At 70.4% G+C, this 15,878-nt stretch carries 10 protein-coding genes; 2 read left to right on the forward strand and 8 right to left on the reverse strand.

Features of this window, described 5'->3' with window-relative positions; all coding sequences use genetic code 11:
- Positions 1–165 precede the first annotated feature (165 nt).
- Complete coding sequence (gene ovoA, locus CCZ27_RS07330; RefSeq protein ID WP_096446913.1) at positions 166–2,283, forward strand: 5-histidylcysteine sulfoxide synthase; 2,118 nt, start codon at positions 166–168, stop codon at positions 2,281–2,283.
- On the forward strand, positions 2,280–3,383 hold the full coding sequence (locus CCZ27_RS07335) for an ADP-ribosylglycohydrolase family protein (protein ID WP_096446915.1): 1,104 nt from the start codon (positions 2,280–2,282) through the stop codon (positions 3,381–3,383). Before ovoA ends, CCZ27_RS07335 begins: the two co-directional genes overlap by 4 nt.
- Positions 3,384–3,489: 106 nt before the next feature.
- On the opposite strand, the gene CCZ27_RS07340 is transcribed toward CCZ27_RS07335, so the two are convergent.
- The 8 genes from CCZ27_RS07340 to glgB all read right to left on the reverse strand — a co-directional run bounded on the left by CCZ27_RS07340 (position 3,490) and on the right by glgB (position 15,854).
- On the reverse strand, positions 3,490–3,759 hold the full coding sequence (locus tag CCZ27_RS07340) for a CopG family ribbon-helix-helix protein (protein WP_096446917.1): 270 nt from the start codon (positions 3,757–3,759) through the stop codon (positions 3,490–3,492).
- A 108-nt stretch (positions 3,760–3,867) separates the two neighbouring features.
- Positions 3,868–4,386, reverse strand: coding sequence for a YkgJ family cysteine cluster protein (locus CCZ27_RS07345; RefSeq protein WP_096446919.1), 519 nt, complete (start codon positions 4,384–4,386; stop codon positions 3,868–3,870).
- 21 nt (positions 4,387–4,407) lie between these two features.
- Positions 4,408–6,867, reverse strand: coding sequence for a glycogen/starch/alpha-glucan phosphorylase (locus CCZ27_RS07350; protein ID WP_096446921.1), 2,460 nt, complete (start codon positions 6,865–6,867; stop codon positions 4,408–4,410).
- 40 nt (positions 6,868–6,907) lie between these two features.
- The gene (gene glgA / locus CCZ27_RS07355) at positions 6,908–8,368 is read right to left on the reverse strand and encodes a glycogen synthase GlgA (RefSeq protein ID WP_096452308.1); all 1,461 of its coding nucleotides are present in this window, start codon (positions 8,366–8,368) and stop codon (positions 6,908–6,910) included.
- Between the two features lie 11 nt (positions 8,369–8,379).
- A complete protein-coding gene (glgC, locus tag CCZ27_RS07360) occupies positions 8,380–9,651 on the reverse strand; it encodes a glucose-1-phosphate adenylyltransferase (protein ID WP_096446923.1) in 1,272 nt (423 codons plus the stop codon).
- Positions 9,652–9,710: 59 nt separating this feature from the next.
- Positions 9,711–11,348 carry an alpha-D-glucose phosphate-specific phosphoglucomutase gene (locus CCZ27_RS07365; RefSeq protein ID WP_096446925.1) on the reverse strand — a complete coding sequence of 546 codons (1,638 nt, stop codon included), beginning with the start codon at positions 11,346–11,348 and terminating at the stop codon, positions 9,711–9,713.
- Positions 11,345–13,612, reverse strand: a complete 2,268-nt coding sequence (gene glgX, locus CCZ27_RS07370; protein WP_232516591.1) for a glycogen debranching protein GlgX — start codon at positions 13,610–13,612, stop codon at positions 11,345–11,347. Before glgX ends, CCZ27_RS07365 begins: the two co-directional genes overlap by 4 nt.
- 1 nt (position 13,613) lies before the next feature.
- On the reverse strand, positions 13,614–15,854 hold the full coding sequence (glgB, locus tag CCZ27_RS07375) for a 1,4-alpha-glucan branching protein GlgB (RefSeq protein WP_096446927.1): 2,241 nt from the start codon (positions 15,852–15,854) through the stop codon (positions 13,614–13,616).
- Positions 15,855–15,878: the final 24 nt, after the last annotated feature.

Raw genomic sequence — 15,878 nt, forward strand, 5'->3', positions numbered from 1 at the left:
GGCGCCACCGCCGTTCCCGTCAAACCTCCGAGGGCATGCAAGATGAGAGAACCGCCAAACGCCAGCCGGAGTCCCGCCGGGGCTCCGCTCGCCGCCGATGCCGCAATCACGTCCGCAGCGCCCGGCGATCGCGAGGGCAGCGGCGGGATTCCCCGGCAGCGGACGATGAGTGCGCTCTTCCCGCGCACCCCCTTGCTCGCCGGCGGCGACGTCGAAGCCAGGCGCCGCGAACTGCTGGACTACTTCCACTCCACCTTCGACCGCTACGAGTCCCTGTTCGAGGTACTGGCCTGCGACGAAGCCTGCTACCGCAAGCCGATCAGCCTGCGCCACCCGCTGATCTTCTACTTCGGCCACACCGCGACCTTCTTCATCAACAAGTTGATGCTCGCTGGCCTCGTCGGCCAGCGCCTCGATCCGCGGCTCGAATCCCTGTTCGCGGTCGGTGTGGACGAAATGAGCTGGGACGATCTCGACGACACCCGCTACGACTGGCCGACGGTGGCCGAGGTCGCCGAGTACCGGCGCAAGGTGAGGGCGGTGGTCGACCGCGTGATCCGCGAGACGCCCTTCACGCTGCCGATCGGCTGGAAGGACCCGTTCTGGGCGGTGCTGATGGGCATCGAGCATGAGCGCATCCACCTCGAAACCTCGTCGGTACTGATGCGCCAGCATGCGCTGCGCTACGTCCGGCCGCACCCCGCCTGGCGGCCGTGCGGGCAGCATGGCGAGCCGCCGCCGAACGCGCTGGTGGATATCCCGGCGGGCAGGGTCGTGCTCGGCCGCCGCTTCGAGGAGCCGATCTACGGCTGGGACAACGAGTACGGCGAACACCGCGCCGAAGTGCCGGCCTTCAGGGCGGCGCGCCAACTCGTCAGCAATCGCGAATACCTTGCCTTCGTCGAGGCCGGCGGCTACGCCGACGACGGCCTGTGGGACGAGGAGGGCCTGGGCTGGCGGCGCTTCTCCCGCGCCGAGCACCCCACCTTCTGGGTGCCGGGCGCGGACGGCTGGCGCCTGCGGCTGATGACGGAAGAAGTGCCCATGCGCTGGGACTGGCCGGCCGAGGTGAATTGCCTGGAGGCGCGCGCCTTCTGTCGCTGGAAGGCGCGCGAGAGCGGTCTGTCGGTGCGCCTGCCGACCGAGGACGAGTGGAACCGGCTGTACGACCACGCCGGGCTGGCCGACGTCCCGCATGGCGCGCCCGCGAACGCGAACCTGCATCTGGATCACTGGGCGTCGAGCTGTCCGGTGACGACGTTCGCCCACGGCGAGCTGTTCGACGTGGTCGGCAACGTGTGGCAGTGGTGCGAGACGCCGACCTATCCGTTCGACGGCTTCGACGTGCATCCCATCTACGACGACTTCACCACGCCGACCTTCGACGACCGCCACAACATCATCAAGGGCGGAAGCTGGATCTCCGCCGGCAACGAGTCGCGCCACGCCTCGCGCTACGCCTTCCGCCGCCATTTCTTTCAGCATGCGGGCTTCCGCTACATCGTCAGCGACGCGCCGGTGACCAATCCGGCCTCCGCCTACGAGACCGACGCGCTGCTGTCGCAATACGCCGAGTTCCACTATGGCGACGAAGCCTTCGGCGTGCCGAACTTCCCCAGGGCGCTGGCGCAGATCGCCATCGACGCCCACCGCCGGCTGGGCAACGGCCGCTTCGGCCGCGCGCTCGACCTCGGCTGTGCCACCGGCCGCGCGACCTTCGAGCTGGCGCGCGCCTTCGGCCATGTGACCGGCATCGACTTCTCGGCGCGCTTCATCCAGGCCGGGGTCAAGCTCGCCGAGACCGGCGTGCTGCGCTACACGCTGCCCGACGAAGGCGAACTCGTGACCTACCACGAACGCCGGCTCGACGCGCTGGGCCTCACGGATGCCGCCGGCCGGGTCGAGTTCTGGCAGGGCGACGCCTGCAACCTGAAGGAAGTTTTCGCCGGCTTCGACCTGATCCTCGCCGCCAACCTGATCGACCGCCTGTACAGCCCGCGCCGCTTCTTCGCCGACGTCGGCCGCCGGCTGAATCCGGGTGGCCTGCTGGTGCTGGCTTCGCCCTGCACCTGGCTGGAAGAGCACACCAGGCGCGAGGAATGGATCGGCGGCTTCAAGAAGGACGGCGAGTCCTACACTACGCTGGACGGCCTGAAGGACCTGCTCGCCGCCGGCTTCGAACTGGTGCAGGGGCCGCAGGCGGTGCCCTTCGTGATCCGCGAAACGCGCCGCAAGCACCAGCACACCTTGTCCGAACTGACGATCTGGAGGTGCCGCCCATGAAGACCGGCAACGGGATTTCCACCGCCGACCGCGCGCTCGGCGCGCTGATGGGCGCCTTCATCGGCGATGCACTGGCCCTCGGCCCGCACTGGTACTACGACCTCGACGAACTGCGCGCGCGCTACGGACCCTGGATCTCGGACTACACCGCGCCGATGCCCGGCCACTACCACGCCGGCATGCAGGCGGGGCAGTCCTCGCAGGCCGGCCTGCTGCTGCGCCTGACGCTGGAGTCGCTGGCGGTCTGCGGCGGCTACGACGAGGCGGATTTCTGCCACCGCATGGACGAGGACTTCTTCCCGCTGATCGACGGCATGCCGATGCACGGCCCCGGCGGCTACACCAGCCAGTCCATCCGCGAGGCGTGGCGCAAGCGCGTGCAGCAGGGGCTGCCGTGGGGGCAGGTGGGCGGCAATGCCGACAACACCGAGGCCGCCGAGCGCACGCTCGCCATCGCGGTGCGCTACGCGCTCGATCCCGCCGCGCTGGCCGCCGCCGTCACCCGCAATACCGTGCTGACGCAGACCGATGGCACGGTGGTGGCGATGACGGTTGCCTTTGGCGCCGTGCTCGGCATGCTGATCGAGGGCCATGCGCTGGATGCGGAGATCTCCGCGAAGCTGATGGCGCGCGTGAAGGCCGGGGCGCTGCCCTTCCATACCGTCACCACCGGCCATCTGCAGGCGCCGCGCGCCGGCGAAGCCGAGGCACCGGCCGCCGGCCGCTTCCCGTCGCCGGATGCGCTGCTGACGCCGTCATCGATCGCGCGGGCGGCGCACGACCCCGACATCCGCATCGAACCGGCATGGAAGGTGTCGCTGGTGTACGGCATGCCGTGCGCGGTGTATCACCAGTTCCCCGCCGCCTACTACCTGGCGGCGCGCTTCGCCGGCGACTTCGAGTCCGCCGTGCTGCATGCGGTGAATGGCGGCGGCCAGAACATGGCGCGCGCCATGCTGGCAGGAGCACTCGTCGGCGCCCAGGTGGGGATAGACGGCATTCCCGCGCGCTTCATCGACGGACTGCAGGAGAAGGATGCGCTGCTGGCGCTGTGCGGGCGGGTGGCGGGGCAGGCGGCGGGGCAGGCGGCGGGCGCCTGAACCTGCCGCGCATTCCAGGCGGCGCGGGCGGCTTTGTGTGGGATACCGGCGAGGCCGAAGCCTGCACTCGCCAGGCTGCGGTCAGCGATTCTCCCGGGTATGCCCATCAGCACGGCGTTGGCAGCGGCTGATCGGTGCCAAGGCTGTCGGCCCACGCCTGCACGGCCTGGTGGTCGATGACGCGGCCGGTGTCCCCGTCGGCCAGCGCCTCTTGGGTCGGGCTGTCGCGCTCTTCTTCCTGGGCGATCCAGGCGGAGAGCGCCTGCTTCACGATCCAGCCGCGCGAGCGTTCAAGCCGCGCGGCCATCTGATCCACCTTTTCGGCCAGCGGAAGCGGCACGTGTGCGGTCAGCACTTTGGTTGCTGCTTGTGTCATGTCGGGCCTCCTTCATGGGATACGGTCTTCCGGCGAGGTTCCGATTCGATTCCAATCGTAGTGATTGGTCTTGAATCGCTCAAGCCAACGGATACCGTCACGGCTGGCTCAGGCTTCCACCGCCATGCCGCGGGTGAACCACTCCGTCAGCGGGCGCGATTCGCCGAGCGTGGCCAGGCGCCGGTCGATCGCGTCGTGGTTGCCCCACGTCACCCCGGCGAGTTCGCCGGCCGCCGCGCGTGCCTCGATGTCGCCGCAGTAGAGGCCGAGTTCGCGCTGCACGTAGAACCCGTAGGTGCGGCAGGCCACCGGCCGCTGGGCATAGACGAGGCAGGCCCCTTCCTTTTCATCCAGCAGCGGGCAGACGACCGGGCGCGACGGCGCGCGGCCAAGCTCGGCGACCTTGCGGCGGATGTCGCCCAGGCGCTGCGGCGCCAGGGCGGCGAGCCCCTGTTGCAGCAGGGCCCATTCGTCCGCCGTCAGGCGCGGCACGTCGGCCAGTTGCCGGCAGCAGCCGGCGCAGCCGCGCGCGCACTGCCAGTCGGGGTGCGACGCCCGGATCGCGCGGACGCGGGCGTCGACGTCGGCATGCAGGCCGGAGAGCGGCGAGGGCTCGTCGTTTCTCATTGTGGGCAGGGATGGCGGGTTTCAGCGCAGGTCGACCGGCGGCGTGTGCCAGATCGTGTCCGCGTATTCGGCGATCGTGCGGTCCGACGAGAACACGCCCATGCCGGCGACGTTGAGCAGCGCGCGGCGGCTCCAGTCCCCGGCGTCGCGGAAGGTCTCGTCCCCCCTGTGCTGCGCGACGACGTAGCTCGCGTAGTCGGCCAGCAGCAGGTAGTGGTCGCCCCAGTTCACCAGGACGTCGAACACCTGCTGGTAGCGGCCGGGTTCGGCCGCGCTGAACACGCCGTCGCGGATCGCGTCCAGCGCGGCCTTCAGCGCCGCGTCGTTTTCGTAGTACGTGCGCGGCTGGTAGCCGCGCGCGCGGATGTCGGCGACTTCGGCGGTGGTGTGGCCGAAGATGAAGATGTTGTCGTCGCCCACCTGCTCGCGGATCTCCACGTTGGCGCCGTCCAGCGTGCCGATGGTGAGCGCGCCGTTCAGCGCCAGCTTCATGTTGCCGGTGCCGGAAGCCTCGGTGCCCGCGGTGGAGATCTGCTCGGACAGGTCGGCGGCGGGGATGATGCGCTCGGCCAGGCTCACCCGGTAGTTCGGCAGGAAGACGACCTTCAGGCGGTCGCCGACGCGCGGATCGCTGTTGATGGTGGCGGCGACGTCGTTGATGAGGCGGATCACCAGCTTGGCGAACCGGTAGGCGGAGGCCGCCTTGCCGGCGAACACGACCACCCGCGGCACCCAGTCCGCGTCGGGCCGGGCGAGGATGGCCTGGTAGCGGGTGACCACGTGCAGCACGTTGAGCAACTGGCGCTTGTATTCGTGCATGCGCTTGACGTGCACGTCGAACAGCGCGTCCGGGTTCAGCTCGATGCACAGGCGCTCGCGCACGTAGCGCGCGAGGTTTTCCTTGTTCTGCCGCTTGACCGCACGGAAGCGCTGCATGAAGCCCGGATCGTCCACGTATTCGCGCAGCGCGTGCAGGCGCTCGAGGTCGCGGCGCCAGGACGGGCCGAGGCGTTCGTCGATCAGCGCGGCCAGGCCGGGGTTGGCCTGGGCGAGCCAGCGCCGGGGCGTGACGCCGTTGGTCTTGTTGTTGAAGCGCTCGGGAAACAGCCTGGCGAAGTCGGCGAAGATGGATTCCTTCATCAGGTCGGAATGCAGCGCGGAGACGCCATTCACCGAGTGGGATGCCACCACCGCGAGGTAGGCCATGCGCACGCGGCGCTCGCCGTGCTCGTCGATCAGCGACAGCCGGCGCATCAGCTCGATGTCGTGGCCGTTGGCGGCGGTCACGGCGGTGAGGAAGTCGGCGTTGATGTCGAAGATGATGCGCAGGTGGCGCGGCAGCACGCGGCCGAGCATGTCCACCGGCCAGGTCTCCAGCGCCTCGTGCATCAGCGTGTGGTTGGTGTAGGAGAACACCTTTCTGCACAGCGCCCAGGCGCGCTTCCAGCCGATGCGGTGCTCGTCCACCAGCAGGCGCATCAGTTCGGGGATGGCCAGCACCGGATGGGTGTCGTTGAGGTGGATGCTGACCTTGTCGGGCAGCGCAGCGAAATCGTCGTGGGTGACGAGGTAGCGGCGCACGATGTCCTGCAGGCTGGCGGACACGAAGAAGTATTCCTGGCGCAGCCGCAGTTCCTGGCCCGACAGGGTGGAGTCGTCCGGGTACAGCACCCGCGACACGTTCTCCGAATGGTTCTTGCTCTCCACCGCGCCGAAGTAGTTGCCGCGGTTGAAGGCGGAGAGATCCATTTCCTCCGTCGCCTTGGCCGACCACAGGCGCAGGGTGTTGACCACCTCGGTGCCGTAGCCGGGGATCATCTGGTCGTAGGCCATCGCCAGCACGTCTTCGGTGCCGACCCAGCACACCGCGTCGCCGTGCTGTTCGAGGTGGCCGCCGTAGCGCACCAGCACGCGGATCTCCGGGCGCTGGAATTCCCACGGGTTGCCGTGGGTCAGCCAGTAGTCGGGCACTTCCACCTGCTGGCCGTCGATGATGCGCTGGCGGAACATGCCGTAGTCGTAGCGGATGCCGTAGCCGAAGCCGGCGATGCCCAGCGTCGCCATCGAATCCAGGAAGCAGGCGGCCAGGCGGCCGAGGCCGCCGTTGCCGAGCGCGGCGTCGGGCTCGAGGTCGAGCAGTCCGTCCGGATCGACGTCGAGTTCGCGCAGCGCCTGGCGCACGACCGGCATCAGGTCGGCGGCCAGCATCGCGTTGGTGAAGGTGCGGCCGATCAGGAACTCCATCGACAGGTAATACACCCGCTTGGCGTCCTGCTCGTAGCAGGCGCGGACGGTCTTCATCCAGCGCTCGACCAGGTGGTCGCGCACCGCGTAGGACACGGCGTGCAGCCAGTCCTCGGTGCGGGCGGATTCCGCGTTCTTGGCGATCTGGTACATCAGCTTGTTGGAGATCGCCCGCTTGAAGGCGGCGACGTCGCGCGACAGGTGGTCGTACTGATGTTCGAACTGCTGCAGGTCCATGGCGGGTCGGGGTCCGATTGGAAGCGCGGGACGGGCCGTGTCAGCCCGCAGCCTGCCGGTAGAGTGCCAGATAGCGCGCGGCGGCGACATCCCAGCCGCAGGGCCGCGACATCGCGCGGCGCTGCACCTGCCGCCAGTCGGCCGCGCGCCGGTACAGCGCGAGCGCGCGGTGCGCGGCCTGCAGCAGGCCGCCGGCGGAGAAGTCGTCGAAGACGAAACCGGTCGCATCGGTGTCCAGCGTTTCCAGCCGCGTGTCGGCGACGGTATCGGCCAGCCCTCCCACCCGGCGCACCAGCGGCAGGGTGCCGTACTTGAGGCCGTAGAGCTGGGTGAGGCCGCAGGGTTCGAAGCGCGACGGCACCATGATGACGTCGCTGCCGGCGATCAGGCGGTGGGCGAAGGCTTCGTCGTAGCCCAGCCTGACCGCCACCGCGTCGGGGTCGTCGTCGGCCGCGGCGCGGAAGGCCGCCTCCAGCCCGTGGTCGCCGCTGCCGAGCAGGGCGAACTGCGCGCCCCGGGCGACGAGCGCGGGCAGGGCCTGCAGCACCAGGTGCAGGCCCTTCTGCTCGGTGAGGCGGCTGACGACGCAGAAGATCGGCGCGCCGGCGGCGGCCTGCAGTCCGAGTTCGCGCTGCAGCGCCGCCTTGCACCCGGCCTTGCGGTCGAGCCCGGCGGCGTCGTAGTTGCCCGTGAGCAGGCGGTCCGTCGCGGGGTTCCACACGGCTTCGTCCACGCCGTTCAGGATGCCGCTCAGGTCCAGGGCGCGTTCGCGCAGCAGGCCGTCGAGCCCGCAGCCCTGTTCCGGGCCCTGGATCTCGCGCGCATAGGTCGGGCTGACGGTGCTGATGCGGTCGGCGTAGTACAGGCCGGCCTTCATGAAGTTGAGCTGGCCGTGGAATTCCATGCCGTGCATGGCGAAGAAATGGCCGGGCAGGCCGAGTTCGCCGAAGTGGCGGGCGTCGAACAAGCCCTGGTAGGCCAGGTTGTGCACGGTGTAGACGCTGCCCGGCATGCGCTGGCGGCGGGCCTGCGCGGCGGCGCGCAGGTAGGCGGGGGCGAGCGCCGCGTGCCAGTCGTGGGTATGCACGGCCTCCGGTGTCCAGTGCGGGTCCAGCCCCTGGGCCAGCGCGGCGGCGGTCCAGCCGAGCAGGGCGAAGCGCAGGTGGTTGTCGGCGTAGGGCTGGTGGTCGGCGTCGGCATAGGGGCCGCCGGCACGGTGATAGTAGCCAGGCGCGTCGATCACGTAGGCATCCGCCGCGCAGGCCGGCAGGCGGCCGCGGAGCAGGCGTGCGCCGCTCGCCGCCATCGCCGCGGGGGGCGAGAGCTGCGCCACCTCGACCGGATCGGCGAGCCCGGCGAGGATGGGCGCGAAGCCGGGCAGCAGCACCCGGACGTCGGCACCCTGCGCCTGCAGCGCGGCGGGCAGGGCGCCGGCCACGTCGGCCAGCCCGCCCGTCTTCAGCAGCGGAAAGATCTCGGCACACACCTGCAGTACGCGCATGGCCGGCTCCTTCACAGCGCCTGCAGCATCTGCTGCGTGACCAGCACCACGCCGCCTTCGGTGCGATGGAAGCGCGTAGCGTCGAGCGCCGCATCCTCGCCGACCACCAGCCCTTCCGGGATCTTGCAGCCGCGGTCGATCACCACCCGGCCGAGGCGGCAGTGGCGGTTGATCTGCACGTCGGGCAGCACGACGGCCTGGTCGATCTCCGAATACGAGCGCACCAGGACGTTGGAGAACAGCACCGAGTTGCGCACCACCGAGCCCGACACGATGCAGCCGGCCGACACCAGCGAGTTGATCGCCTCGCCGCGGCGGCCGTCCTGGTCATGCACGAACTTGGCCGGCGGCAGTTGTTCCTGGTAGGTCCAGATCGGCCATTCCTTGTCGTACATGTTCAGCGCGGGCGTGGTGGAAGCGAGGTCGAGGTTCGCCGCCCAGTACGCGTCCACCGTGCCGACGTCGCGCCAGTAGGGGCCGGAGAAGGGCGGCGTGGCGATGGCCGACATGGAGAAGGGGTGGGCCAGCGCCTGGTTTTCGGCGACCGCGCGCGGAATGACGTCCCTGCCGAAGTCGTGGCTGGACGCGGCGTTCTTCGCATCGTCCTCGAGCAGGTGGTACAGGTAGTCGGCGTTGAAGACGTAGATGCCCATGCTGGCGAGCGACATGTCCGGCTTGCCCGGCATGGCCGGCGGGTCAGCCGGCTTTTCGGCGAAGGCGGTGATGTTGCGCTGCCCGTCGGTCGCCATCACGCCGAACGCGCCGGCCTCGGTGCGCGGCACCTCGATGCAGCCCACGGTGACGCCGCAGCCGCTGGCGGCGTGGTCGGCGAGCATGATCAGGTAATCCATCTTGTACACATGGTCGCCGGCCAGGATGAGGATGTATTCCGGCGGCCGCGGGTTGGTGCGGATGATGTCCAGGTTCTGGAACACCGCATCCGCCGTGCCCTGGTACCAGTGCTCCTCGTCCACGCGCTGCTGCGCGGGCAGCAGGTCGAGGAACTCGTTCATCTCGTTGCGCAGGAAGCTCCAGCCGCGCTGCAGGTGGCGCAGCAGCGAGTGGCTCTTGTACTGGGTGATCACGCCCATGCGGCGGATGCCCGAGTTCAGGCAGTTGGACAGGGCGAAATCGATGATGCGGAACTTGCCGCCGAAATGGACCGCCGGCTTCGTGCGCACGTTGGTCAGGTCGCGCAGCCGCGAGCCGCGGCCGCCGGCCAGTACGAGTGCGATGGAGCGCCGCGCCAGTGCGCGGCTGTCTGCGCCTTCATGGATGTGCATGATGTTCCTCCCTCGTTCTGTCGGACTTCCGGTGATCGCGCCGGCCCTGCCGGCGGTGCTCAGGTGACGACGCCGGGGCCCTGCATGCCGGTGTGCGCGCGGATGCCGGCAACCGCTTCGGCCGCCGCGACGAGCGCGGCGAGGGCGTCCTGGGTGGGCACGTCGTGGCGCGACGGATCGGGCTCGAAGCGCTCGAGATAGACGCGCAGCGTGGCGCCCTCGGTGCCCGTGCCGGACAGGCGGAACACGATGCGGCCGCCGCCCTCGAACAGCAGGCGCACGCCCTGGCCGGTGCTCACCGAGCCGTCGACCGGGTCGGTGTAGGCGAAATCGTCGGCCTGGGCGATGCGCAGCGCGCCGGCGAACTCGCGGCCGGCGAGGCCGGGCAGCTTGCCGCGCAGTTCGGCCATCAGCGCCTCGGCACGCTCGGCCGGGATGCCTTCCCAGTCGTGGCGCGAGTAGTAGTGGCGGCCGAAGCGCGTCCAGTGCCGGCGTACCAGTTCTTCCACCGACAGGCCGGTGGCCGCCTGCAGGTTGAGCCAGAACAGGATAGCCCACAGGCCGTCCTTTTCGCGCACGTGGGCGGAGCCGGTGCCGTAGCTCTCTTCGCCGCACAGCGTGGCGCGGCCGGCATCGAGCAGGTTGCCGAAGAATTTCCAGCCGGTGGGCGTCTCGAAGCAGGGAATGCCGAGTGCCCCGGCCACCGCGTCGGCGGCGCGCGAGGTCGGCATGGAGCGGGCGATGCCGGCCAGGCCCGTGGCGTAGCCGGGCACCAGGGTGGCGTTGGCGGCCAGCACGGCGAGGCTGTCGGAGGGCGTCACGACGAAATCGCGGCCGAGGATCATGTTGCGGTCGGCGTCGCCATCGGAGGCGGCGCCGAAGTCGGGCGCACCGGGGCCGCGCATCGCGCCGATGAGTCCGGTCGCATGGACGGGGTTGGGATCGGGATGGTGGCCGCCGAAATCCTCCAGTGGCTCGCCGTTGACCACGGTGCCGGCCGGTGCGCCCAGCATGCCCTCGAGGATCGCCTTGGCGTAGGGCCCGCCCACCGCGCACATCGCGTCGCAGCGCATGCGATGGCCGGCGGCGAACCAGGCGCGCATCGCGCCGAAGTCGAACAGCCCCTGCATCAGCTCGGCGTAGTCGGCGACCGGGTCGATGACGTCCACCTGCATGTCGCCGAGCCTGCGCGGGCCGAGGGTGTCGATTTCGACCTCGGGCGTGTCGCCGGCGATGAGGTAGCGCGCGATCTCGCGGGTGCGCGCGTAGATGGCCTCGGTGACCTTTTCCGGCGCGGGGCCGCCATTGCCGATGTTGTACTTGATGCCGAAGTCGCCGTCGGGGCCGCCCGGGTTGTGGCTGGCCGACAGGATGATGCCGCCGTACGCGCCGCGCTTGCGGATCACCGCGCTGACCGCTGGCGTGGACAGCAGCCCGCCGCGGCCGACCAGCACCTTGCCGACGCCGTTCGCCGCCGCCATGCGCAGGATGGTCCGGATCGCGCTGCGGTTGTGGAAGCGGCCGTCGCCGCCCAGCACCAGGGTCTGGCCGGCGAGGCCGGGCAGGGCGTCGAACAGCGACTGCACGAAGTTTTCGAGGTAGTGCGGCTGCCGGAACACGCCGACCTTCTTGCGCAGGCCGGACGTCCCGGGACGCTGGCCGTCGAACGGCCGGGTGGCGATGTCGAGGATCTTCATGGGAGGGTCTCATCGGACGTGGATGGGGTGTCGCGCGCGCCGGCCGCCGGCTCCGGCGTCCATCGCGGGTCGACCAGGATCTGGATGCAGCGCGCCGGAACCGTCCACGCCGGCGCGGGAGCATGGAGGTGCGACGAAATCGTCGCGGCCGCTTCGGGCAGGCCATCGGCGTGGTCGCTGTCGAAGGCCAGGCGCCAGTGGCCCGGGGGCAGGCGGAAGTCGCGTTCGCCGTCCGGGTTGATCAGCAGCAGCACGCCGCCGGTGTCGCCGCCGCCGGTGGCGGGCGCCTGCAGGCGGATCGCCAGGGCGCGATCGCCGTGCGCCTGCCAGTCGTTGCCGTGCAGCACGTGCCCGTCCGGATGCCACCACAGCACCGGCTGCGGCGCTTGCGGATCGGGGTGGCTTGCGAGCCAGCCGGGCTGGCGCAGGGCGGGATGGCGGGCGCGCAGCGCCAGCAGCCGCCGCGCGCAGACGAAGAGGTCGTCGCCGCGTCCGCTCCAGTCCAGCCAGGTGGTCGGGTTGTCCTGGCAATACGCATTGTTGTTGCCGCGCTGGCTGTGGCCGAGTTCGTCGCCGGCCAGCAGCATCGGCGTGCCCTGCGAGGTCAGCAGCGTGGCGAGCAGCGCGCGCTGCAGGCGTGCGCGCAGTGCATTCACCGATGCGTCGCCGGTGGGGCCCTCGGCGCCGCAGTTCCACGAGTTGTTGTGATGGTGCCCGTCGCGGTTGCCCTCGCCGTTGCCGAGGTTGTGCTTGTGCTCGAAGCTCACCAGGTCGCGCAGCGTGAAGCCGTCGTGCGCGGTGATGAAATTGACGCTGGCGGTCGGTGCGCGCGCGGCATGGCGGAACTGTGTGCTGGAGCCGGCGAAACGATGCGCGAACTCGCCGCGGTCGCCGCTGCCGCGCAGCCACCAGGCGCGCATCGCATCGCGGTACTGGTCGTTCCACTCCAGCCAGCCGGCGGGAAACGCGCCCAGTTGATAGCCGCCGGCGCCGACGTCCCAGGGCTCGGCGATCCACTTCAGCGGCGCCAGCACCGGGTCGGCCTGCAAGGCGGCGAAGAAGCCGGCGCCGGTGCCGAAATTGCCGTGGCGGTCGCGCGCCAGTGTGGCGGCGAGATCGAAGCGGAAGCCGTCGACGCGGTAGTGCTCCGCCCAGTGCCGCAGCGCGCCGATCACCAGTTCCACCACCCGCGGTTCGGCGAGGTTCACGCTGTTGCCGCAACCGGTGCAGTTCAGGTAGCGCGCGGGGTTGCCCGGCGCAAGATGGTAGTAGCGGGCGTTGGCGAGGCCGCGCAGCGACAGCGTCGGCCCGCTCTCGTCGCCTTCGGCGGTGTGGTTGAACACCACGTCCAGGACCACCTCGATGCCCGCGGCGTGGAGGGCGTCGATCGCGCCGCGCAGCTCCGACGCCGGCGACGTGCCGGGGCGGCCGCTCCAGTAGCGGGTTTCCGGCGCCAGCCAGGCGATCGGCGCATAGCCCCAGTGGTTGGCGAGGCCGCGGCGCTGCAGCGCGGCCTCGTCGGCGCGGAAATGCACCGGCAGCAGGTTCAGCGTGGTGATGCCGAGGCTGCGGTAGTGGGCGACCATCGCCGGATGGGCCAGCGCCGCGTAGCTGCCGCGCTCGGCCTCGGGGATGTCGGGGTGGCGCATCGTCAGGCCGCGGACGTGGGCTTCGTACAGCACCGTGCGCTCGCGCGGGACGCCGGGCCGCGGCGGCCGCGATGCACGCGCGATGGGGGCGGGGATGCGCGCCTTCGGTGCCGTGGCGGCATCGTCGCGCGGGTCGGGCTGTTGCGGGTCCGCCGCCGCGTGCCCCACGTGCAGCGCGAGTTCCGCCGCCAGTCTGGTATCGCCGGCCGGGCCCGGCGCCTGGCGGCCGTAGCTGCCGACGACTTCCTGCGCCCAGGGGTCGAGCAGCAGCTTGGCGGGGTTGAAGCGATACCCCAGGTGCGGCGCCCACGGACCGTGGGCGCGCAGGCCGTACACCAGCCCGGGCCGCGCGCCGGGCAGGAAGCCGTGCCAGACGCCTTCGCTGCAGGCGGGCAGCCGCTGCCGCACGATCTCCCGGCGGCCTTCGTCGTCGAACACGCACAGTTCGACGGCATCGGCATCGGGCGCCCATACCGCGAAATTCACGCCGGCCGGGGATGCCCGGGCCGTCGGCGCGGAAACGGCGGGCGTTTCCAAAGCCTCGCAGACGCTCGCGCCGAGCGGCCATGGCCGGCCCGGCATCAGCGTCTGCAGCAGGGAAGGGGCGCCGGGCATGTCAGTCACCGCATACCAGCATCACGGTGGCCAGCGGCGGCAGCGTCATCACCACCGACTGGGCGCGCTCGTGCCATGCGACGGAGTCGCTGTCGATGGCGGGGTTGCCCACGCCCGAGCCGCCGTAGATGGCCGCGTCGGTGTTGATGATCTCGCGCCACCGGCCGGGCTGCGGCACGCCGATGCGCCAGCCGTGCCGCACCACCGGCGTCAGGTTGCAGACCACCACCACCGGGCCGCCGTCCCGCGCGCGGCGCTCGAAGGCGATGACGGAATGCGCGGCGTCGTCGTGGCTGATCCAGGCGAAGCCGTCGGGCGATGCGTCGAGCTGGTGCAGGGCTGGGTAGTGGCGCAGCACCGCGTTGAGGTCGCGCACCAGCCGCTGCACGCCGGCATGCGGTGCATGTTCGAGCAGGTGCCAGGGCAGGGCGGCATCCGCATTCCATTCGTCCCACGGTGCGAACTCGCAGCCCATGAACAGCAGCTTCTTGCCCGGATGACCCCACATGAAACCGTAGCAGGCGCGCAGGTTGGCGAAGCGCTGCCAGTCGTCGCCCGGCATCTTGCGCAGCAGCGAGCCCTTGCCGTGCACCACCTCGTCGTGCGACAGCGGCAGCACGAAGTTCTCGCTGAAGGCATACATCAGCGAAAAGCGGATCTGGTCGTGGTGGTGCCTGCGATGCACCGGGTCGCGCGCGAAGTAGCCCAGCGTGTCGTTCATCCAGCCCATGTTCCATTTGTAGTGGAAGCCCAGGCCGCCGCCCTGCAGGTCGGGCGAGGGCGGGCGGGTGACCTGCGGGAAGGCGGTCGATTCCTCGGCGAGCGTGATCGCCTCGGGGCGCTGGGTGCCGACGATGTGGTTCATGCGGCGCAGGAAGCCGATCGCCTCGAGGTTTTCGCGGCCGCCCTCGCGGTTCGGGACCCATTCGCCTTCCTTGCGGCTGTAGTCGCGATACAGCATGGATGCCACCGCATCCACGCGCAGGCCGTCGATGCCGAAGCGCTCGATCCAGTACAGCGCATTGCCGACCAGGTAGTTGCGCACCTCGGTGCGGCCGTAGTTGTAGATCAGCGTGTTCCAGTCCCGGTGGAAACCTTCGCGCGGGTCGGCGTGCTCGTAGAGATGGGTGCCGTCGAAGCGCGCGAGGCCGTGCTCGTCGGTGGGGAAGTGGGCCGGCACCCAGTCGAGGATCACGCCCAGGCCGGCGGCGTGCGCGGCATCGACGAAGGCGCGGAAATCCCACGGCGTGCCGAAGCGCGAGGTCGGCGCATAGAGGCCGGTGGGCTGGTAGCCCCAGGAGCCGTCGAAGGGGTGTTCGTGCACCGGCATCAGCTCGATGTGGGTGAAGCCCAGGTCGCGCACGTAGGGCAGCAGTTGCGCGGACAGCTCGCGGTAGCTCAGCCATTCGCCGCGTTCGTTGCGGCGCCACGAGCCGGCGTGCACCTCGTAGATGCTGATCGGCGCATCGAGCGCGTTGGCGTGGCGCCGCGCCTCGCTGCCGGCCAGCCCCGGCATCAGCCGCTGCACCACCGAGGCGGTCTGCGGGCGCATCTCGGCACGGAAGGCGAAGGGGTCGGACTTGATGCGAAGCCGCCCGTCGCAGCCGAGGATCTCGAACTTGTAGAGATCGCCTTCTCCCACCTGGGGCACGAAGATCTCCCACACGCCGCATTCGTGGCGCAGCCGCATCGGGTGGCGGCGGCCGTCCCAGTCGTTGAAGCTGCCCACCACCGACACCCTGCGGGCGGCGGGGGCCCAGACCGCGAAGCGCGTGCCGGCGATGCCATCGACCAGGTTGGGATGCGCGCCCAGCCATTCGTAGGGCCGGTGGTGCGTTCCCTCGGCGAGCAGCCAGACGTCCATGTCGCCGATCAGCGGCGGGAAGCGGTAGGGGTCGTCGATGTCGGATTCGTGCCCGGCGCCGCCGCCGGGCGCCGTCCATGCGACCCGAAGCCGGTAGGGGAAGGGCCTGCGCCGGCGCGGCACGAGGCCGGTGAAGAGGCCGCTGCCGTCCTGGCGGACGAGGCTCGCCACGCGTCGCGCCCCGCCGTCCAGCACCGCCACGGCGTGCGCGCCGGGCAGCAGGGCACGCACGATGACTGCGCTGCCGGCGACGTGCATGCCGAGGACGGAGAACGGGTCGCCGTGCGTGGCCTGCATCAGGGCCGCCAACGTACCGGGATCGACGCGGCCATCGGCGGGCGAAGCGTCGTCGGGAGCATCACGTCGTGTCTTGGCCATGATCAGCAGTGCTCGCCCGGTGCG

The organism is Thauera sp. K11 (genome assembly GCF_002354895.1).
Lineage (GTDB): Bacteria > Pseudomonadota > Gammaproteobacteria > Burkholderiales > Rhodocyclaceae > Thauera > Thauera sinica.